The 21731-nt window shown below is 37.1% G+C and carries 23 protein-coding genes; 16 read left to right on the plus strand and 7 right to left on the minus strand.

Annotated features, from left to right (window positions below):
• Positions 1 to 13 precede the first annotated feature (13 nt).
• The 14 genes from galK to G9C87_RS03725 all read left to right on the plus strand — a co-directional run bounded on the left by galK (position 14) and on the right by G9C87_RS03725 (position 13356).
• The gene (gene galK / locus G9C87_RS03660) at positions 14 to 1198 is read left to right on the plus strand and encodes a galactokinase (protein ID WP_172278214.1); all 1185 of its coding nucleotides are present in this window, start codon (positions 14 to 16) and stop codon (positions 1196 to 1198) included.
• Entirely contained in the window at positions 1182 to 2231 is a 1050-nt protein-coding gene (locus tag G9C87_RS03665) for a UDP-glucose--hexose-1-phosphate uridylyltransferase (protein WP_172278216.1), read from the plus strand. The genes galK and G9C87_RS03665 overlap by 17 nt, the downstream gene beginning before the upstream one ends.
• 83 nt (positions 2232 to 2314) lie before the next feature.
• Positions 2315 to 3109 (plus strand): HAD family hydrolase, encoded by a 795-nt coding sequence (locus tag G9C87_RS03670; protein ID WP_172278218.1) that lies wholly within the window; start codon positions 2315 to 2317, stop codon positions 3107 to 3109.
• A 55-nt stretch (positions 3110 to 3164) separates the two neighbouring features.
• Complete coding sequence (locus G9C87_RS03675) at positions 3165 to 3899, plus strand: helix-turn-helix transcriptional regulator (RefSeq protein ID WP_172278220.1); 735 nt, start codon at positions 3165 to 3167, stop codon at positions 3897 to 3899.
• A gap of 71 nt (positions 3900 to 3970) precedes the next feature.
• A complete protein-coding gene (locus G9C87_RS03680; protein ID WP_172278222.1) occupies positions 3971 to 4504 on the plus strand; it encodes a dihydrofolate reductase family protein in 534 nt (177 codons plus the stop codon).
• Between the two features lie 403 nt (positions 4505 to 4907).
• A complete protein-coding gene (locus G9C87_RS03685) occupies positions 4908 to 5945 on the plus strand; it encodes a serine hydrolase domain-containing protein (protein WP_172278224.1) in 1038 nt (345 codons plus the stop codon).
• A gap of 276 nt (positions 5946 to 6221) precedes the next feature.
• Positions 6222 to 6914, plus strand: a complete 693-nt coding sequence (locus tag G9C87_RS03690) for a type 1 glutamine amidotransferase domain-containing protein (protein WP_194304222.1) — start codon at positions 6222 to 6224, stop codon at positions 6912 to 6914.
• A 51-nt stretch (positions 6915 to 6965) separates the two neighbouring features.
• Positions 6966 to 7949: an alpha/beta hydrolase gene (locus tag G9C87_RS03695; protein ID WP_172278226.1), complete on the plus strand. Its 984-nt coding sequence runs from the start codon at positions 6966 to 6968 to the stop codon at positions 7947 to 7949.
• 470 nt (positions 7950 to 8419) lie between these two features.
• Complete coding sequence (locus G9C87_RS03700) at positions 8420 to 8614, plus strand: hypothetical protein (protein WP_172278228.1); 195 nt, start codon at positions 8420 to 8422, stop codon at positions 8612 to 8614.
• A 61-nt stretch (positions 8615 to 8675) separates the two neighbouring features.
• The gene (locus G9C87_RS03705) at positions 8676 to 9128 is read left to right on the plus strand and encodes a hypothetical protein (protein WP_172278230.1); all 453 of its coding nucleotides are present in this window, start codon (positions 8676 to 8678) and stop codon (positions 9126 to 9128) included.
• Entirely contained in the window at positions 9125 to 10039 is a 915-nt protein-coding gene (locus G9C87_RS03710) for an alpha/beta hydrolase family protein (protein WP_172278232.1), read from the plus strand. Before G9C87_RS03705 ends, G9C87_RS03710 begins: the two co-directional genes overlap by 4 nt.
• Before the next feature lie 306 nt (positions 10040 to 10345).
• Positions 10346 to 11212, plus strand: a complete 867-nt coding sequence (locus G9C87_RS03715) for an AraC family transcriptional regulator (RefSeq protein ID WP_172278234.1) — start codon at positions 10346 to 10348, stop codon at positions 11210 to 11212.
• Positions 11213 to 11284: 72 nt separating this feature from the next.
• On the plus strand, positions 11285 to 12340 hold the full coding sequence (locus G9C87_RS03720; RefSeq protein WP_228456938.1) for a hypothetical protein: 1056 nt from the start codon (positions 11285 to 11287) through the stop codon (positions 12338 to 12340).
• A 200-nt stretch (positions 12341 to 12540) separates the two neighbouring features.
• Positions 12541 to 13356 carry a helix-turn-helix domain-containing protein gene (locus G9C87_RS03725; protein WP_172278239.1) on the plus strand — a complete coding sequence of 272 codons (816 nt, stop codon included), beginning with the start codon at positions 12541 to 12543 and terminating at the stop codon, positions 13354 to 13356.
• 1 nt (position 13357) lies between these two features.
• Here G9C87_RS03725 and G9C87_RS03730 read toward each other — a convergent pair whose 3' ends face one another.
• The 5 genes from G9C87_RS03730 to G9C87_RS03750 form a co-directional block, all read right to left on the minus strand.
• Positions 13358 to 13804, minus strand: a complete 447-nt coding sequence (locus G9C87_RS03730; protein ID WP_228456939.1) for a YybH family protein — start codon at positions 13802 to 13804, stop codon at positions 13358 to 13360.
• 134 nt (positions 13805 to 13938) lie between these two features.
• The gene (locus G9C87_RS03735; protein ID WP_172278242.1) at positions 13939 to 14769 is read right to left on the minus strand and encodes a universal stress protein; all 831 of its coding nucleotides are present in this window, start codon (positions 14767 to 14769) and stop codon (positions 13939 to 13941) included.
• A 51-nt stretch (positions 14770 to 14820) separates the two neighbouring features.
• The gene (locus tag G9C87_RS03740; protein ID WP_172278245.1) at positions 14821 to 16233 is read right to left on the minus strand and encodes an inorganic phosphate transporter; all 1413 of its coding nucleotides are present in this window, start codon (positions 16231 to 16233) and stop codon (positions 14821 to 14823) included.
• 373 nt (positions 16234 to 16606) lie between these two features.
• Positions 16607 to 16753 carry a bacteriocin-like protein gene (locus G9C87_RS03745; protein ID WP_172278248.1) on the minus strand — a complete coding sequence of 49 codons (147 nt, stop codon included), beginning with the start codon at positions 16751 to 16753 and terminating at the stop codon, positions 16607 to 16609.
• A 27-nt stretch (positions 16754 to 16780) separates the two neighbouring features.
• Positions 16781 to 16924 carry a bacteriocin-like protein gene (locus G9C87_RS03750; protein ID WP_172278250.1) on the minus strand — a complete coding sequence of 48 codons (144 nt, stop codon included), beginning with the start codon at positions 16922 to 16924 and terminating at the stop codon, positions 16781 to 16783.
• 314 nt (positions 16925 to 17238) lie between these two features.
• Between G9C87_RS03750 and G9C87_RS03755 the strand changes: the two genes are divergently transcribed.
• Both G9C87_RS03755 and G9C87_RS03760 read left to right on the plus strand, forming a co-directional pair.
• Entirely contained in the window at positions 17239 to 18114 is an 876-nt protein-coding gene (locus G9C87_RS03755) for an alpha/beta fold hydrolase (protein ID WP_228456940.1), read from the plus strand.
• 53 nt (positions 18115 to 18167) lie between these two features.
• A complete protein-coding gene (locus G9C87_RS03760; RefSeq protein WP_172278252.1) occupies positions 18168 to 18761 on the plus strand; it encodes a dihydrofolate reductase family protein in 594 nt (197 codons plus the stop codon).
• Positions 18762 to 18802: 41 nt separating this feature from the next.
• Here G9C87_RS03760 and G9C87_RS03765 read toward each other — a convergent pair whose 3' ends face one another.
• Together G9C87_RS03765 and G9C87_RS03770 are read right to left on the minus strand one after the other, a co-directional pair.
• Positions 18803 to 19699 carry an aminoglycoside phosphotransferase family protein gene (locus G9C87_RS03765; protein ID WP_172278254.1) on the minus strand — a complete coding sequence of 299 codons (897 nt, stop codon included), beginning with the start codon at positions 19697 to 19699 and terminating at the stop codon, positions 18803 to 18805.
• A gap of 116 nt (positions 19700 to 19815) precedes the next feature.
• The gene (locus G9C87_RS03770) at positions 19816 to 21240 is read right to left on the minus strand and encodes an MATE family efflux transporter (RefSeq protein ID WP_172278256.1); all 1425 of its coding nucleotides are present in this window, start codon (positions 21238 to 21240) and stop codon (positions 19816 to 19818) included.
• Positions 21241 to 21731 lie beyond the last annotated feature (491 nt).

The following is a 21731-nucleotide window of genomic DNA, read 5'->3' on the forward strand; positions in this document are numbered from 1 at the left end:
AAATGAGATTGATATGCAGGAACAGTTAATCAACCCAACCATACAAAAGTTTAGGACCGAATTCAAAGCAGAGCCTGAACACATCTTCCTTTCTCCCGGGAGAATTAATATTATCGGTGAGCATGTAGACTATAGCGACGGTTTTGTATTACCTGCTGCCATAGATAAATACATTTGTTTTGCCGTCCGCAAGCTGCCACAGTCTAATTTTTGTACCATCATAGCCAAAGACCTCGGAGAAGAATATACATTTGATGTCACAATAGAGGTAAAACCTGTACTGCAAATGTGGATGAACTATATTCTGGGCGTTTTCAGCCAGTTGCAGAAGTCGGAAAACCAGTTTTGCGGAATGGAAATTGTCTTCAGTAGTACCATTCCAATGGGATCCGGACTTTCTTCTTCGGCAGCCCTTGAATGTGGCTTTGCCTATATCCTCAATGAACTTTTTGACCTTCATCTCACCAAGAAAGAAATCGCGGTGATCGGGCAAAAATCAGAACATACTTTTGCAGGAGTTCAGTGCGGAATTATGGATCAGTTTGCCTCCGTTTTCGGAAAGGAAAATAAGGTCATTATGCTTGACTGTAATTCTTTGGAGCATCAATATTTTGATGCCGACCTTAAAGGATACAGCCTGCTGCTTTTTGACAGCTGTGTAAAGCATAGTCATCTGACATCCGGCTATAACGAAAGACGTAGAGATGTAGAACACGGCAAAAAAGTCTTATGGAAAAATTTCCCTGAGATTGAAAAATTCCGGGATTTTACATTGTCTATGCTTGATCATACAAAAGAAGAAATGGGAGATATTTCATACAAAAGATGTCTCTATCTGTTGAAAGAAATCCGAAGAGTAGAAATGGCGGCCAAAGCAATTTCGGAAGGAAATATTGAATATCTGGGAACACTTCTCACGGAAACCCATACGGGGCTGTCCACTGAATTTGAGGTCAGTTGCATTGAACTTGATTTTTTGGTTGAAAACACATTGCAGAAGGAAGGGGTTCTGGGAGCAAGAATCATGGGAGGCGGCTTTGGGGGCTGCAGCATCAACCTGATTCAGGAAAACAGAGCTGAAGAAGTGATTAAAGCCATCAGTGAAAAATATCTTGAACATTTTAATATTCAGATGAAAGTGTATCAAGTTAAAATTTCAGACGGGATAAAAGAATACACCAATGAATACATCATTTGACCGTAATAAACATCCCCACAGAAGATACAATCCTCTCCTGAATGAATGGATACTGGTTTCTCCCCAACGGGCAAACCGGCCCTGGCAAGGACAGAGAGAGAAGACCGCAGCAGATGATCGTCCTGCCTATGATCCGGACTGTTATCTCTGTTCCGGAAATTGGCGTGCTAACGGAGCCCGCAACCCTGACTATAAAGGGACATATGTTTTTAATAACGATTTCGGGGCGTTGCTTAATGAAGAGGTTGATTTCTCAGAAGGACATTCAGGATTTTTTACCCTGCTTCCGGAACGTGGAATCAACAGGGTTGTTTGCTTTTCTGAAGACCACAGCCTTACCTTACCGGAAATGTCCGTGGAACAAATAAAAAATGTGGTGGATGCATGGCAGGCGCAGTTCATTGAATTAGCCGCTTTGGACCATATTAATTATATTCAGATTTTTGAGAATAAAGGAAGCATCATGGGATGCAGCAATCCTCATCCGCACGGCCAGATATGGGCACAGTCATCAGTTCCGGCAATGGTTCAGAAAACCCAGGATCAGTTGAAATCTTATTTTGAAAAGAATAAAAGAACATTGATGGAGGACTATATTGAGCAGGAAATAACGGCCGGCGAACGTATGGTCACAGAAAATGAAAATTTTGCAGCATTAGTGCCGTTTTGGGCATCATGGCCTTATGAAACAATGATTATCAGTAAACAACAAAGAGAAAATATTGCAGCATTTTCTGAGGATGAAAAAGAATCACTTGCAGCCATACTCAAGGACCTGACTACAATTTATGACAATCTTTTTGAAACGTCATTTCCTTATTCTGCGGGAATTCATCAATCACCTACGGACGGAAAGCAACATCCGGAATGGCATTTTCATATGCATTTTTATCCACCGCTGCTCAGGAGTGCGGAAGTAAAGAAATTTATGGTAGGGTATGAAATGCTTGCAGAGCCTCAGCGAGACATTACCCCGGAACAAAGCGCGGCAATATTAAGAAACCTGCCCCGGATTCATTACAAGAAAAAATAATAAAATCAATACCTTTGGAAAGAATATGCAGATGGTAATTCTGATACATACAGAATATAACATCTCTTTTTCTCAATAAAATTATGGAACAAATTAAATTAATTGTGACGGATATGGATGGGACGTTTCTAAATTCCAACCATGAAATGAGCCCTGAATTTTCGGATATTTATAAAGAACTGAAAAAAAGAAATATTGTATTTGTTCCCGCGAGTGGCAGGCAGATGCCGGGGATTACCCATTATTTCGGGGATATAGAGAGTGAGATCGGCTTTATCGCTGAAAACGGAGGTTATGTGATCTATAAAGATCAGGAGCTTTTTGCTGATATATTGGAATATAAATATATTGTTGAGATCATCAAAGCGGTTCGGGAAATACCGGGAGCGAAAGCGGTACTCTCAGCTAAAAAAATGGCATATTATGAAACCGAAGATCAGCAGTTTGTAGATTTTTTCTCAAAGTATTATACCGAAAATATGAAAAAGGATGATCTTACTGAAAGAATTGATGATACAGCCTTTAAAATAGCAGTCTATCATCCTGAAGGCTCTGAAGAATATCTGTATCCGGTTTTGAAAAGATTTGAAGAATTTGGTCTGGAAGTGGTTGTTTCGGGAGAATACTGGCTGGACATTATGAATAAGGATATCAATAAAGGAAACGCTTTGAAAATCCTTCAGAAATCTTTGGGAATCTCTCCTGAAAATACGATGGCATTCGGAGATTATATGAACGATATAGAAATGCTGAAGAATGCCAAATATTCTTACGCGATGAAAAATGCACACCCGAACGTAAAGCAAGTGGCCAATTTTGAAGCGTGTACCAATGACAGCTTTGGAGTTTTAAAAACAATCAAGGGCTATCTGGACTGATTGTAGGCATTGGTAGTAAGAAATGCAATAGAATATCGGGCTATAAAATAAACCTATGGAGTATAAAAAAGTACATCCGCATAAAGCATTAGAATCCTTCATTCATTTCTATTGGGAATTGAAAGGAAATGAACAGGAAGAGCAATGGGAAAGAGTTTTTCCGGATGGCTGTGCTGGTATACTAATGAATGTAGGAGATCCTTGTTTGACGGATAACGGTTCGGTCGTAATGGAGTTCGGAAAAACTTATGTAGTGGGAGCAATGACTTCATTCAAAGATAGTTTTATTGATACTGATACTCATTTAATCGGTGCATGCCTGAAGCCGGCAGCTTTTGCCAATTTCTATAATTATACTTCACAGAATGAGCTGGTAGACGACACGATTGAATTTGAAAAATCAAATTCCTTTAACGTTGACAAAGCATTAGAGGATACTTTCCATTATTTTGATCAATTCTTTTCCGCTAGAGTACAGAATAAGAACAACAAGTTACAACCTGTACTTAACGAGATACATTCTGCAAAAGGAAAAATCAGCATATCTGAGCTTGCAAAAAGGAATTTCACGTCCGTAAGACAATTGGAAAGGGATTTTAAAAGACTTATTGGAATATCACCAAAAGAATATACCAATATAATCCGATTTCAGAATGCTTTGCACCTGATCAGAAATCCGGATCAAAACAGGAGTCTCTTAGATATTGCATTTGAATGTGGCTACTATGACCATTCACACCTTAGCCATGAAATCAAAAGAAATACAGGACTTTTGCCATCGTTACTTTAATTTGTCGCATTTTTACAAAGTATACCAGGCTGGGTAAAAGTAAATTTGCAGATACATTAAAATTCAAAACAATGCGAAAAATATCACTTTTTATTGCGATGAGCTTAGATGGTTATATCGCGCAACCCAATGACGATTTAAGCTTTTTAAAACTTGTAGAGAAAGAAGGCGAAGATTATGGCTATACGGAATTTACTTCTCAAATTGATACCATAATTATTGGTAGAAGAACCTATGATTATGTAGTAAATGAAATCGGAGCATCTCATTATGATAATGGGGAACGGGATGTTTATGTAATTACCAGAACAGAAAGGCCGCAAGTAGGCAGAACGATTTTTTATACGGGTAATTTAACCGAATTGGTTGAGCGTTTAAAATCAGAAAACGGTAAAAATATTTATTGCGACGGCGGGGCGGAAATAATTAATGAATTATTGAAGCAAGACCTAATAGACGAGTTTGTAATTTCGGTTGTCCCGGTTTTATTAGGTGATGGGACAAGACTTTTTAATGACAGAAGACCAGAACAGGTACTTGAATTTATTACCGTAAAAACATTTGAAACCGGTTTGGTACAGCTTCATTACAAACGTAAAAAGTAATAAGAAAGCCGCTTAAAAGAGCGTTTTTCCTGTATTTGGAATCAATAGTTTTGGAATGATAGTATTGCCTGTCTTTAAAAATCTAAAAAAATAGTAATATAGTGTATTTAAATAGTATATTTGATTTTGATCGCAATTACTGAATTTTCGGGTTTCAAATATTTATATTTTTCACAATACGTACTAATATGTTTTCCCCGGATACAAAAAATGACCGGATGATTGCCAAAAACTTTGGCTTAATCGAAACAAAATTTATAATTCTACCGACATGTATATAAGCATCAAGAATGTCAAATTTTTATTTATTGTAACTATACCGTTTTTTCTTTCCTGCTCAAGCAAGTATGGTACCGGGCGGCTTAATGAAACAACTGGAAATAATCCGGCAGACTCCCTCTACATGAAAATCCAGAAATTAGGCTTGGAGTCTATGAAAAAAAATAATGTTCCCGGAACGACAGTGGCCATTATTGAAAATGGAAAAGTAAAATGGATACAATATCTTGGATTTGCTGATGTAAAAAGACAGAAACCTGTCAGCAGGGAAACCGTATTTAATATTGGTTCTGTTTCAAAAGTGTTTTCTGCGTGGGGATTTATGCAACTCAGTGAAAAGGAATATCTAAAATTAGATGAACCTGTAAATCAGTATTTAACGCGATGGAAATTGCCTGAATCCCAATACAATGTTTCAAAAGTGACATTAAGGCGTATCCTTAGTCATACAGCCGGTCTTTCGGTACATGGATATGGAGGTGCGGAACAGGGAACACCTTTAATGAGTTTGGAAGAGTCGCTTTCAGGAAAGACAAAAAGAAATGGTGAAAGTGTCCGGTTGATAAGTGAACCCGGAACGAAATGGGAGTATTCGGGAGGAGGTTATACATTAGCACAACTGCTTCTTGAAGAAAAGACAAAAGAGAAGTTTGCATATTACATGAAGGAGAATGTTTTTAAGCCCCTTGGATTAAAAAATACAGATTATGAATGGCCGGATACATTACAAACCTCTGCCACAGCTTACGATACATCAGGGAATCCGATACATAACCGTATTTTCACAGAGCAGGCCGCTGCAGGACTGCAAACAACAATTGTTGACCTGGCCCGATTCGCCGTAATATCCCTTACAGCTAATCGAAATGATCTGAATAATGTTTTAAAACCAGAAACGCTGGAATTAATGAAGCAACCTGTTTTACCATATTCTGACCAGGGAGAGAGTGGCCTGGGCTATCGTTTTATGAATTATGAGGGATTAAGGACTATAGGACATACCGGAGAAAATGAAGGTTGGAGCGCTGCAATGTTTTTACATGTACCAACCAAGAGTGGTATAGTGATACTCTGTAATAGTACCAACGGTGATCGGGTGTGGTATACTCTTTATCAGGAATGGGCAAAAAGAATACTTGCAGCACAGGTGAAAGTTCAATAATAACATGCAATAATGTTTCATTATTATCTATAACAAATACTGTTATTGGAGTGTTCATCATCTTAGTTAGTCATTTAATTTTGTTCATAAACAGAGATTCGGTTACATTTTGTATGGATCCGGTTACAGTGAACAGATTTTTTTTGTATATTTTAGTCTCTCAAACAGGATATTATATTCTGTTGGGCATTAAAAAACACATATATATTAATAATCTGCTGAATATAAATTATAGAGAATGGATTTGGAAGGCAGATTTTAAAGTAAAAAATACTGATGAAAAAACTCTTACTGATCGTAACAAATGTAAATCAATATGCAAGTGGATTGGCAACAGGGTTATGGCTAAGTGAACTTACTCATATTTATCACGCTGCAAAAGAAAAAGGCTGGGTCGTCACTATTGCCAGTCCTAAAGGAGGAGATGTACCTATTGATCCAGAAAGCTTAAAACCTTTGGTTTTGGATACAATCACCAGGAATTACCACGAGGATCCTTTGTTTATGAAAGAATTAAACAGCTCCAAAAGTCTTAATGAAGTAAAAAACGAAAATTTTGATTGTATTTATCTGGCGGGCGGTCATGCTACGATGTACGACTTTCCAGATGATGTAACCTTACAGGTTATCATTAAAAACCAGTATGAAAAAAGTAAAATGGTAGCTGCCATTTGCCACGGAGTAGGAGGGCTGCTTAACGTAAAACTGTCCAATGGTGAATATCTGATCAAAGGCAAGTCAATCACTGGATTTGATTGGTTTGAAGAAACGATAGCGAGAAGAAAAAGAGAAGTTCCTTTTAATTTGGAAGCAGCGATTAAAGAACGGGGAGCTAATCTAAAAAAAGCTTTTATACCCATGACTTCTAATGTTATCGTATATAATAATCTCGTGACCGGGCAAAATCCATTCAGCTCTAAGGAAATGGCAAAAGTTGTTGTAAAAGAACTTGTGAAAACACAAAAATAAATACGCGGATAGGTCTTTATTATTTACATATTAATCACTAAAATTTTTATTATGGCACAATTTCTTCCTGCGGAAAAAGATCCGCAAATCTTAAGAGAAATCAGAGAATTTCTAGACGCGCTTAACAATAGCGGTGGTAAACCTTTGGAAACGATGACACCTCAGGATGCGAGACAAGTTTTAATAGACGCTCAAAAATCAGTAGAGTTCGATTTTTCTGACATTGTAGAGACAGAAAGAGAAATTACACAAAATGGTATTACAGTAAACATCCACATCGTAAGGCCTGCCAATGCCTCTTCTGATAAGCTTCCTGTATTTATGTTTACCCATGGTGGGGGCTGGGTTTTGGGTGATTATCCTACCCATAGGAGATTAGTTAGGGATTTGGTGGTCAACAGTGGTGCAGCTGCTGTTTTTACAGATTATACTCCCTCTCCTGAAGCACAATATCCGGTAGCTATAAACCAGATATATGCCGCTACAAAATGGGTGGCCGAAAATGGCGCTGAAATCGGTGTTGATGGGAAAAATTTGGCAGTTGCAGGAAACAGTGTAGGAGGAAATATGACAGCTGTACTCTGCCTGATGGCAAAAGATAAAGGAGGTCCTGAGATTAAATTCCAATTATTATTATGGCCGGTAACAGATGCTGATTTTACGCGGGAATCATGGCAGAATTATGCGGATGGTCGTTTTTTAACTGCTTCATTAATGAAGTGGATGTGGAATAATTACCTTCCGGATCTGGAAAAAAGAAAAGAATATTATGCTTCACCATTCCAGGCATCACTGGAAAAACTGAAAGGGCTTCCGCCTGCATTGGTACAGATTGCAGAAAATGATATTCTGCATGATGAAGGTTTGGCCTATGCAAGAAAATTAGATGAGGCAGGAGTACCTGTAACTATCGAAACCTATAACGGATTTATTCATGACTACGGATTACTTAATCCTCTTGATCACATTGAGGCGATCAGGTTCTCTTCGCAACAGGGAGCTTTAGCTCTTAAAAAGGCCTTATTTTCAAAATAATTGAACCAGAGACCCATCTTTGATTATTATTAAAAAACGGATGATGGATTGATATTCGGGAGTAAACCTTTATTCTCTAAAAACCAAATGGCACCATTGAAGATGAATGGTGTCATTTTTTTATATCGGTGAACGGTGTAGCTTTTTTATAGATTATCTTTAATCCAGCTGCATAGAGCCATTTTTATATAATTTGCATATTTACACTTATTATAACCGGACTTTTTGTTCTCTTCAATATTGTTTAGGATAGTTTTTAACATGGATGATTACAATGATCTAATTTCATTTTGTAAAAAATCAACGTTCTGTAATTAAGATAGTTGCGGTGCTTTAATATGCTCTAAATTTATAAATATAAATAGTGTATGCTATGAATATATCTAATTAAAATTTATGTTTGCCCTGTTAAAAAAAGCGAAATCCGAAAAGCTTAATAGAGTAGGAGAAAATTAAACTGTTTATTAATTATGAGTTCTGAAAGTAACAGAAAAAAGAAAGTTATTGATGATTTGTTGAAGAAGAAAATCGAAGGTCTTAAAGGAATTTATGGTGGTGTTGCATGCACGGCACCTCCTAAGCCGATTGTTATTACTCAATGCTACATCTGTACAGTAACTTCCCCGACCAATCCGGGCGGACCAGTTGTTGCAATTGCTCCTTAATTACTAAAAAAAGAAGGAATGAGCAATCATTCCTTCCTTCTTATCTAAAACTAGACTTACTATGATAAACAAAAGCTTACATGATGTGCTGGCCTACAGAAATGATGATGTTATTGATCGTTTTTTAACCATGTACAATATTGAGAAGGAAGAAGCTTTAAAGATATTTAACGAAACATTGAAATGGCTATGGCTGGGTAACCACGTTGATGATGTTTTTATTGATGATTCTACCTTAATAATTGATGAGATGTGGCATAACTTTATTCTTTTTACGCAGGACTATGAAGCCTTTTGTTCTGCACATTTTGGACGTTTTATACATCATCAGCCTGAAAAAAGAAAACAACAGGAGTGGTATAATGAGACATTTAATGTTGAAAGCCATACAGACCGATTAAAAAGTTTATATGAAAGGGTGTATGATAACCTGGGAGAAGAGACCTTACTAACCTGGTATGAAGAATATCCTAAAAAATATTCTCCAGAGCAAATAAAAAAACTTAGAAAATGAAAAGAATTATTTATTTCTGTTTACTGATCCTGTCGAATCTGGTTTTCTCTCAAAATTTATCAACCGGTTTTGAGGAATTACAACCGGAAAAAATAGGGGGGTATACCGTAAAAAATACTGAAGGGAAAGAGGTTTATAAAACGGAATATCAACATCTTGACTCAGTAAAAATTTTCGGATATAATTATTTATCAGAAGACAATCTTAAAATAAGAGGGTTTCTTATAGAGCCCAAAATAAAAGGGAAGTATCCCGTAATTATTTTCAACCGTGGAGGCAATGGTGAACTTGGAGCTGTAACTCTACCAGTATTAACGGATTTTCTATCAAAAATTGCGGCTAAAGGCTTTGTGGTAATAGGCTCTCAGTTACGGGGAGGAGCCCGTAGTGAAGGAAAAGATGAATTTGGGGGGAAAGATATTGGAGATGTCTTAAAATTATTTGAAATTATTGATCATCAGGAGACTATTGATCCCAAAAAAGTTGGAATGTTGGGTGTAAGCAGAGGAGCAATGACCAACTTTTTAGTCCTAAAAGAAACAGACAGAGTAAACGTAAATATTACGGTAGGAGGCATTGCTGATTTAAATCAAAAAGACAGACCGGAAATGTGGGAGCTTTACAAAAAACTCATTCCTGATTTTGAGAAAAATTCGAAAAAAGAAATGGATAAGCGCTCTTCAGTTCTTGCTATTCCTATGATCAAAAATAAAAAAGTAAAAAATATGATTATCCATGGGGCCAATGATGAAAGGGTAAATGTTGAAAATGCAATTGTATTGTTTAAAAATTTAAAGGAAAATAATTTTTCAACAAGACTACTGATTTATGAAGATGCCAATCATGGAATTAATAATAACACGAAAAGCCTGATAGAAAATATAACGAAATTTTTCAAAGAATACCTTTAATATTATATGGACTGAAAATAGATACCCTATAAAAATCTTCTAATGAAGTAAATTTGATATGAGCTAGACAAGGAATAGAAATGGGTGCATAGTCTTTTAGTGTTATAGGTTCTTCATTTTTACCATAAATCATGTGACATATAACTCAGGAAGAAAGTCCTTCAAATAATTGTGAGGGGCTTTTTCAGGTTGGCTGTATACTATAATCTTTGATCATAGAATTATAATTTTTATTCATTATCATATACACTCCGGAAATTTGTATTTTTAATCCATCATTGGTGCAAGAAAAAGTTGTTAAAAGAAATGGAACCGGTCACAAAAATTAAAACGTATCACTTTCTTCCCTGCAAGTATGGTTTAGAGCTGCTTTTAGATATTGGTCGTATTGAAACCTTAAATCATTTTGTATTAGATAGCACATTGCACCAGCTTAGTTTTTACGAAATTCTTTTTATTGAAAAGGGAGCCGGTACCTTTACATTGGATGAAAATAAGATTCCCATTACTCCTGGAACTGCTATCTTCACAAGCCCCGGACAAGTTCGGTGCTGGGAAATCAAAGAAAAGGTAGAAGGATATACTTTATTTTTTGATAAAGATTTTCTCTATCTCTTTTTTTCAGACGAGCTGTTCCTGTATAGATTTCAATATTTTCATCAATATTCATTTCCAACCGGGATGAAGATACCGAAAGTATCATTTGAGAAATGTATGAACCTTTTACATGAAATAGAAGGGGAGTTCGGGCAGCTCCAGAATGACAGTGGCCATCTGATCAGATCCGTCTTATATCAGCTGCTTGTCATTCTCAATCGTTATTATGCAAGTGTTTATCATATTCAGGGGGATACCTATGTTCATCCGGATTTTTACAGGTTTCGATCTTTACTGGAAAATAATTTTATAAATGACAGGACTGTAGAGGCTTATACCCGAATACTTAATGTCAGTCCGGGATTTCTGAACAAAATATGCAGGCAATTCAGTGGGCTATCAGCACAACAAATGATTCACCATAAACTGATTTCAGAAATAAAGAAAGAGCTGTATCAAAACAAATCTGCAAAAGAGATTGCTTACGGGTTTGGTTTTTCTGATCCTTCTAATTTTAACCGCTTCTTTAAAAAACTTACGGGGAGCACTCCTCAACAATACCGGAAGAGTTTGTAAAATGACCATTTAAAAATTAAAATGACCTTTTTGCAGTATAAGATTGTTCCTAATTTTACCCAAAAAAGGAATATGAAAAAATACATACTTAGCTTTCTGCTTTTTATAATAAGTGTAGCGATAGTACAGGCAGAACAATTATATGTTAATCCCAGGACCGGCAACGATACCAGTTCCGGAATAAAAGAACAACCTCTGAAAACAATTGCAGAAGCAGCAAGACGCGTCAACCAAAATAAGGAAAAGGAATCCACTACAATCATTCTTTCGGAAGGTATCCATCTGATCACCGAGACTGTTGTATTCAGTAACGATAAGTATACCCCTAAAAACCGTTTGGTTATTCGTGCGGAGATTATGCCTGATGATGCAGATTGGGGGCCTCAAAAAATGCCGGTTGTCGTTACAGCAGCACCCCTTGTACCGGGTGTGGGAGGAGAAGAGGCAAGAGGCATACAACCGGAGGTTAGTCATGTGACTATTGAAGGTCTTAGATTTACGGGAAGCCCTGACTATTCTTATATAGATGGTAAAAACTTACGCAGGTCTTATCCCATTTGGAGGGATGGCAAAAAATTAGATGATCTTCTGGTAACGCAGTGTCTTTTTACCGGAAATCCGGATGTATTGCCGTTGCATGTAGGGGTTATAGCTAATGGATATGGTCTGGTGGTTGATCATTGTGTATTTTTCAATTGTAAAAATCCTGTTGTTTTCTGGAAAAATGAAGGAGCTAAGGGGAGCAGAAGTGCCATGCGTTATTCATTGGTTTATGGAGGTTATTTCAGTGGGGTCTGGACTACAAAAGGTACTGATGGTGACTATTTTGATTTTCATCATAATATCATTGCAAATACGACTACGGTATGGATAAGGGAAAAAGGAAGTACACTGAGATACAAAGCCTCTGATTGCATTTTTACAGACTATAAAAATATGGCAGGATTTGGTGACGGTGCAATAGGTGGTAATGATTTAACTTCCTCAGATTTTCTGGATATGAAAAACGTGCAGACTACAGGAACTGTACAAATTGAAAAAGATCAGAGTAAGCGTAATTATCTTCAGCTGGCGGAGGGGTCGTTGGGCTCAAACCTAAAAGCAGGACTTTTTAAAAAAAATCAATAAGTATATAGTTTAGATGACAAAGAATCCTGTAGTTTTTAAAATTGCAGGATCTTTATTTTACTGTAACCAATGAAAATTTCGCAAATATCATATATCTCAGCCAGGGCCAAAAAGTATGTGTTTTTCTTTTGATCTGTCATGTTTTTTTATAACTTTAACAGGCTTTGTATTAGCGAATTACTTAATTATTTATTCCGATTATGCAGATTTTGCCATCAGCTGTTTTAGCGCCTTACGTAAAGAATTATACGGTTGTAACGATTGGTAAAGATATCACGGATGCTGTATTTTATCCCAGTGGTTATATCGATTTGATTATTAATATTTCTGGCGGATCAGCTGCGACTATCATTAATGGCAAAAGAAAAGATACCCCGTCTGTAGAATTACTCGGACATATTACACTTCCTACCAGACTTACGGTCTTAAAAAATACCACGGTACTCATCGTAAGAATTTATCCTCATGCCAGCACTTTATTTTTTGATGATCCGGTCTCTGAATTTACAAACTATGCCACTGATATGTATGATGTAACAGCAGAAAGTACAACCTTGTATGATCGTATCATGATGGCGGGTGACTTGTCCGGCCAGGTTAAAATAGTAGAAGACTTTTTGTTGCAGCAAATGAGAAAAAATGAAAACCGATTGAAAAAAGTGTCGATGGTTCTGGCTCTTAGTAAGCGGATTTCATTTGATCATCAGCCATTAAATTTAAACCGGTTATCTGAAGACTCCGGACTATCGGAAAGATATATTCAAAAACTTTACATGAACAATATCGGTATCAGTCCGGCAGCCTTTACGTCCGTCATCCGATTTAACAGATCCCTGCATCTGGTGCTTAATACCCGGTCATCACTGACTTCTATCGCCTATGATTGCGGGTATTATGACCAGGCACATTTTATCCGGGAATTTAAAAGATTTACGGGTATTGTTCCCTCAGAATCCCGGAGTTTCCTAATTGAAAACGGGAAAGATTTTCAAGAGGCTGTCAATGTAGGCTTTTAGCCTATTTTGCTGGATGATTACTGCTAAACATATCGCGATGCATTTTCCATCCGTTTTTTGTATTTTTCCAGATGACCATTACTTTTCCATCGTCTATTTTCTTACCGTCAAGATCTCTCATTTCATAAAAACTTTCTTCAGTAATGAATGTTTTATCATTCCCATATAAATGCTGAATTGTAAATGTAACATGTACCTTAGGTCCACCTTTAAAGAATGAAGCTATTTGCTCCCGTCCGCACACGGGTGAAGCGCCGGGAGGGAACAGACATGCATCTTCAGTATATCTGGTAAGAATAGATCCATCGTCCTTATTGGCGAGATCTGCATAGATGGCATTGCTTGATTCTATGGCTTTCCTGGCACTTTTTGACACCATATCTGTATTTTGGGCTTTGCAAAAACCGGCAAACGCTATGAATACGCTTACCATAACTACTTTTTTCATTTTCATTTTTTTTACAAAGTAACCGATTGATCGAAAATGAAAATTGTATAATTGCGAACTAATATTAATTTTTTCTTTTAACCTTATGCAGATTAAAGGATGGTTTGATACAAATGAAAAATGAACAATACTATTTAAGCATGAAGTACCAATATTGCTTTTACGGATTTGTTAAGAATTTCTTCTACAGTGCTGCTGCTAAATAAGCGGTAAATAATATTATGATTTCTTTTAACCAGACACAAAATGTCTGTTTCATTATTATCAATAAACTCTATAATTCCATTTGATGTTTTACCCTCCTCATCGATATAATTGAAATTAATTTCTACAGAGGGAAACTGTGCCGTGAGCTTTTTTTCACCATTCTTTATAACCTTAGGGTTGGTTTCTTTTTCAGAAATATGAAGAACCTCAAGTTTTTTAGGCTTAGAAACTTTCAGAATCTGATTTAAAGCTTTAACATCCCTTACAGATAATTTTGTTGTTTTATAATCGGTGGCCAGCGTAATGACAGGAACTTCTGGCATTGCACTTTCAATAGGAACAATTAATGTAGGGATCCGGATTTTAGATAGTGCCATACTGGTGTTGCTGCCTACAATTCCCTTGATACCCGTAGCACCTGTAATCCCCATCACCAAAAATGAAACTTCATAGTATTCTGCATATTTGGTCACCACATTTCGAAGAAAACCCACATCACAGATTGTTTTAACCGGAATGTCTTTATATTCTTCACTCTGAATAAAACTTTCTGTCCATTCCTGAAGAGCCTTTCTCTTTCGCGCATAATAATCCTCGATAAAGACAACATTGTAAATATTATTATTGATTCCCTCTGTGGGATGTATGGCATTTAAAACTGTTATCTCCATTTTTAAAGCTTTAGCAAGGGATAATGCATAAAGCATAGCGTTCCCGGCACTGTGAGAGAAATCGGATGCAACCAGTATTTTTTTCATTTTTTTGTTTTTGATGATAATTTGATTAATCTAAAAGGAGACCATGTTAAATTAAATAAACAGGTGAAAGAGTGTAAACAATAACAAAGATAATATTATTGAAACAGGTAAAGTAAGAATCCAGGCCATCCCGATATTTTTCAATGTGCCTGCGTTCAGGTTATTCTTGCCTCCTGATGCTACCATAGATCCGGCAATTCCACTTGACAATACATGGGTGGTACTAACTGGTAGCCCCAAAAATGTACTGATACCGATGGTTGAAGCCGCTACAATTTCACTTGAAGCTCCTTGCGCATAATTCAGGTGTTCATTACCAATCTTTTCACCAATGGTTACTGCAATTCTTTTCCAGCCGATCATTGTTCCCAATCCCAATGAAACTGATATGATAATAATAACCCATACCGGTGCAAACTCAGTAAGTTTATTTAATTCAGCTGCCTGATGCATAAGTTGGCTCCTATTCGTATCATCAATGATTATCTTTTTATCATCATTGATCATTTTAATGGACTTTACGAGAGTTTCAACCTGTTTTCGGAAGGCATAGGTTCCTTTTTTATCTTTTTCATTTTTATAAGCCAGCTGTTTTTTTACAGCTTCGATCTGTTGACTTATGGAAACCAATTCATTTCGGTTTTCAATAGATGCAGCGGCTATACCTTGTACGAGCTTTTCTGTATGATTCAGGGTGTAGATGATCCTGTCATTGGGAATATCATGATTGATCGCAAATTTGGCAGGAAGGAATGCAATAAGGATGAGCATAAAAAGACCGACACCCTTTTGCCCGTCGTTGCTTCCATGAAAAAAACTGACCAAAGTACAGGTGGTAATTAAAATACCTCTGATTACCAAAGGAGGTTTATCATTTTCTTCTTCCGGGATATGAAACAGTGCTTTATAGCGGAGAACATATTTAAAGAACCACATTATCAGAATAGCCAGTCCAAAACCCACAATAGGAGAAAGGATGAGTGACAGCCCTATTTCTTTTGCCTTTCCCCAGTTCACACCACCTCCGTAATACCAGCTGAAACCAAGACCGGCACCAATCAGTGAACCGATGAGGGTATGTGAGCTCGAACAGGGAATACCCAGGTACCATGTTCCAAGATTCCAGATGATGGATGCAATTAGCACAGCAAGTACCAGGCTTGCCCCGACAGCTATGGGAAGTGTCATAAGCGTGTCCATGGGTACCAGTTTCAGGATTCCCATCGCTACAGCAATCCCACCCGTGAAAACACCAAGAAAATTCCAGAGACCGGACCAGGGGATGGCAATAACGGGCTTAAGGGCTTTGGTATAAATAACTGTGGCAACTGCATTGGCTGTATCATGAAAGCCATTTACAAATTCAAAGACAACTACAGCAAATAAGGATAAAGCAAAAACGATCACTAAGCCTATGGTTAATTCTGATTCTCCAGAAAAAGGCAGGGTAGTGTTTAAAAGCATACAATATTTTTATTTAAGTAAAAAGATATCCGTGCAGTATGCCCCAATGATTGCGTTAAGAATAGATGCCCGGTACTTTTCACTTTAACAAAGAAAAGTGATTTAATTTATCTGTATTTAAACGGATCATTAATAATTTGTTATGCTTTAGGGACCGACTGTTTTAATGTGGTCAATCGGGATTTTGATTGGAGTTGATCTGGACTAAAACTTCTTCTGTTTTTGTCAATGAATAGTCTGTGGAAACAGAAGTTATACCCTCTAAAAAAATGATTGAGTGCAGATGATTAAGTAAAAGCATCCTTTAGATACTTCTAAAGGATGCTTTTTATTAAAGTTAATGAACCGTATTGATCGGATCGCCTTTCAGCTTTTAACTTAGTATTTCACACGGTGCAAAGCATACTACCGATGGACATCTTTTAATTCCCGGAGGAGGGCAGCAATCATTCGAGCAACCTACTGCTCCGCCATTGATATTCTTCAATTGGTCTCTTGTAATTTTTGTGAAATTTTTCATAATAATAAAATTTGGATAAAATTAAAATTAAGGTTGGTTTCCGCCACCGCATCCATCGAATGGCATACATTGCCATTTTCCACCGATTAAGCAGATCTGGCCACCAGGACAGTTAATTCCTCCTTTAATTGTTTTCAAATCCTCTCTTTTGATTTTTTGTAAATTTTTCATAATAAATTAAGTTTAGTTCGAGTTAAAATTAATCAAATTTCATTTACATCACTAAAATTATCTGATAAATTTTCAGGTAAAATTTGATTTGTCTATTGATTTTACATTGATTTTATAGATATGTAGTAAAAAAAATATTTAAGAAATAACAGGAATTCCCGCAAAAAACAAGATCAGCAAAGAAAACTGTTTACCCCAATAAAATCTTGCCCTATGGCAAGCGAACTTTTCTAATGGCTTAGTAATTTTGGATAAAAGTTTTTTGATCTGTTTGAGATAAGATCAAAAAAAATAAACCAAATTAAAATATTACTATGAAAAATCTATTCAAATTTGATACGTTTCGTAAGCCATTGATCATGATTGTAATTATGATGTTAACGGCTTCGCATTTGTATGCACAGAAAATCAAGCCTTCCGGAAGCGGGTATGTTCCGGTAGAAGGAACTAAGGTTTACTATGAAGTATACGGAGAGGGCAGACCGGTAGTTTTATTGCATGGTGCTTTTATGACCATTGATATGAATTGGGGACAACTGATCCCTGAATTATCAAAAACCAGGAAAGTGATTGCTATAGAATTGCAGGGACACGGTCATACACCTTATTCGGACAGGAAATTGTCACATGCCACATTAGCAAAGGATGTGGAAAAAGTAATGGATTATCTTAAAGTTGAGAGTGCTGATGTAGTAGGTTATAGTTTTGGAGGTGCCATCGCCTATGAGTTTGCTATCCAGAGTCCAAAGAGATTAAAAAATCTTGTTATTATTTCTGCTACTTATAAAAGCGCGGGTTGGCTACCGGAAATTAATAATGCTTTTAAGGGAATGAAACCGGATGTTTTTAATGGTAGCCCTATGCAAACTGCTTATGATGCTGTAGCTCCTGATAAGACAAAATGGACCAAATTTCTTGAGCAAATGATGGCTTCTGCATCGGAATCTTATAATATGGGAGATGAGAATATCGCAAAAATTACAGCTCCTGTACTGATCATAGCTGGGGATAACGACGGCCTCGATAAAATTGAGCTTGTAAAAACCTATAAATTATTAGGTGGAGGTATTGCAGGAGACTTTGGAGCCTTGCCCAAATCACAATTAGCCATTGTACCGGGTCAAAACCATGTCAGCCTTATGATGCAGACTTCGACCATACTGAATTACCTTAATGCTTTTTTAAAGTAATTTAATTAAAGGATCAGCGTAATAATTTTAATACATCATAAAAAATTAATAAAGTGAGAAAAATAACCGTTTTATCCATGATAACATTGGATGGTATTATGCAGGCTCCCGGAGGACCTGAAGAGGATACCTCTGGAAACTTCAGATATGGAGGGTGGACAGCGTCCTATGGAGATGAGCTTTTTGGAGAGATTATGAAAGAAGAGATGAAGCCTTCAGATTATATTTTAGGAAGGAAAACATTTGAAATTTTTGAATCCTATTGGCCTGAGCATGCAAACTTTTGGCCTGCAATTAATGAAGGGACAAAATATGTCTTGTCTAAAGAGAGGGAGACATCTGATTGGAAAAATACCGTATTCTTAAAAACTTTGGAAGATATCAGAATGCTTAAAAACACAGAAGGATCGGATATTCAGGTATGGGGAAGCAGCGAGCTAATTCACCTGCTGCTTGAAAATGATCTGGTAGATGAACTAAGACTTAAAATCTATCCGTTGATCCTTGGCAAGGGAAAAAGACTTTTTGATGAGAATGGAATTCCTTCAGCATTTAAATTAACAGAAAATCACGTGACTTCGAAAGGGGTTATGATCGCAGCTTATCAACGTGACGGAGACGTCGTAACGGGTAATGTTGAAATATAATGACCTTTTTATTGAACTAATTTAACCTAAATATTTAAAAATTATAAATTGTTTATGGCCCAGTTCTCAATTTTTTGGTAATCATCATGCTCTTTTCGTACAGTATGAATATACAGATGGAAAAGAGTATAATGGATACGGTAGCATTGTAGCCGTTCTTCTATATGCTCAAAATTGATATACCCGGGTTTCATATTCAGCCAGATCGAAAGAAAATCAGGACCAGTATCCCTTATCCAGGGTTCATTCATATGCAGTAAATCATAAAGCGGGTCGCCAAGCATCATTTCGGCCCAATCCAGAACAGCGGTTACTTTTCGGTTTCCGTCCAGTAAAAGATTATCAAACCCGAAGTCTCCATGAAGGATATATTTTTCATTGGGCAGATAAGGGAAAAAGCTTTTCATTTTTTCGATAAGATGTGTGAAAAGCTGTCTGTTAAGCCATGAGGTCTGGGCAAGATGTTGCCAGCTTGCAGTCGTTTTGCTATTATAAAATGATAAGAGAAAATGCTGCCAGCTTGGAAACATGCCTTTTCCCTGGGCATCGGTAAAGCCCCAACCGCTGAGGTTCGTGGTATCGCTCAGGTGGATATTTTCCAATTGCCGGATGATTATTTTTGCAAGCTCTGTTTGCGAATAATGATCAAGATGGTCCATGATCTCATCGGAAGGATCACCATTTGCCTGTCTTGAAATACAGTAGTATACATTATCATGATAATTTCCGTATTCCAAAACTTCAGGAATAGGAATTTTCGTATTATTCAGATGTATAAAAGCCCAATGGTCTTTCATAAAATCCTGTACATGATTGCCTGTTCTGATAATGTATTGCTGCCCTTCAGCAGTAAAACTATATGCCTTAGACCACCATCCTTCAGCAATAAATTGGAGGTTAAAGATCTTTCCAAATTTTTTGGTTAAAAAATTTTCCATACTTCAATTTTTCAAGCATTAATTTACAAATTAAAAACAGCTGGACCTAACTAAAAGAAGCCACTCAATAGAGTGGCCTCTTCATTTTAGAAAATTATGGTATAATAAGTCCGGGACTATACATTGACCGTTTTCCATTTACCTCTTTTGAAAAAGAAAAATGTCGTAATTGCGATGACCGTTTCCGCAACCGGTATTGCGATAAAGACACCGGTTGGTCCCATGCCTAAGTGTTTGGTAAGGATATAGGCCAATGGGATCTGAAGAAACCAGAAGCCAAAGAAATTGATCCATGTCGGGGTTTTTGTGTCACCGGCTCCGTTAAGGGCATTCATCATTACCATACCAATGCCGTAAAAGACAAAAGCGGTACTCATAATCCACATAGCCTTTTGGGCAACTTCTTTGATCTGGATATCATTGGTGAAAAATGAAACCAGCCAATCTCCAAAAAAGAGAAATAATATGGTGACAATGATCATGAAGATGACATTGTATTTTACAGTAGCCAGGACAGAATCTTCAGCGCGCTGAAATTGTTTGGCTCCAAGGTTTTGCCCTACCAGGGTAGCGGCAGCATTACTCATACCCCAGGCTGGCAGCATAAAGAACATCATCAATCGCAATGCGGTCTGATAACCGGCAGATCCATGATCACCACCCGTGGTTGCTACCAGCTCAGCAAGAAATATCCAGCTGCATGACCCGATAACAAACTGAAGTATACCAGGAGTTGCAATCCCAACCAATGATTTTATTACCGGCAAGTCAATACGAAAATGATGAAGCTTGATTTTTAGCTGATGCTTTCCGTTAAACAGGCAAAATAGCTGGTAAACCACTCCCATAGACCGTCCGATAACCGTTGCCATAGCCGCTCCTGTTAGTCCGAATGCAGGGATGATACCCCAGCCGTTAATGAATATAGGACACAGAATGATATTGCAGATATTGGCAATCCATAAACTCCGCATGGCAATGGCAGCGTTTCCTGCACCACGAAATATACCATTGATCAGGAATAATAGCATTATCACAAGGCTGCTTCCCATCATGATCCGGGTAAAGTTTACTCCAGCATCAACGGTTTCCTTGCTTGCTCCCATGATCCGTAAAATATCCCCGGCATAAATCATCCCCGCGATGCTTAAGACAAGGGTTACGGCAAAAGCTACGATAATAGCCTGCATACCGGCATGTGCTGCTGCATCAGGATCTTTTTCTCCCACCCGTCGTGAAACCACCGCTGTGGCTGCCATACTCATACCAATTGCGATAGAGTACATTACCGTAAGTACAGATTCCGTTAAGCCCACTGTTTGTATGGCATAGCTGCTGTTTTCGAGATGCCCTACAAAATAAAGATCTACCAGTGCAAATACCGATTCCATGATCATTTCAAGCATCATGGGAATGGCGAGTAAAATAACAGCTTTATTAATATTACCGGTCGTATAATCCATTTCGGTACCCAGTAATGATTGTTTCAACAATGTGAAATAGCGCAAACCCTTCGATGGGGTTTTCTTATGATATGACATAAATGTAAAATTAAAAGTAAGTAATAGTAATATGGAACGAAGAGGCTTCGTTCTTTAAAGTGTTCTTATGTTTTAAGCCCGGTGATTAACCAATGATTGCACTGGTGAGGGCTACTATCACTTTCATATGCAGTAGTAATTGAATCGCAAATATAATTATTTTTTAATTGCAAGTGACTAATAAGATGAAAAAAATCAGACAAATAATAAATCCGGACTTATATAATATGTTTATTTATATTACTTTAGTTCTTATGACGTATAGTTTTTTGTCTGACTTATTGATATAGAAAGAGAATGTCACAAGGTATTAAAATATTTTTAATCGTGTTGTAGGTGTATCCGTTAGCAACGATCAATGCTTTTACTAGAAGAGGCCTGGTTGTCACTTCCTAAAATGATCAATTCCACAGAAGGCAGGTCTTTGAGAAGATCGTTGATGTTTATTGATCCGTTTCATCCAATAGGATATCGAATATTAATATCTATAT

It is taken from the genome of Chryseobacterium sp. LAM-KRS1, from assembly GCF_013184525.1.
GTDB lineage: Bacteria > Bacteroidota > Bacteroidia > Flavobacteriales > Weeksellaceae > Chryseobacterium > Chryseobacterium proteolyticum.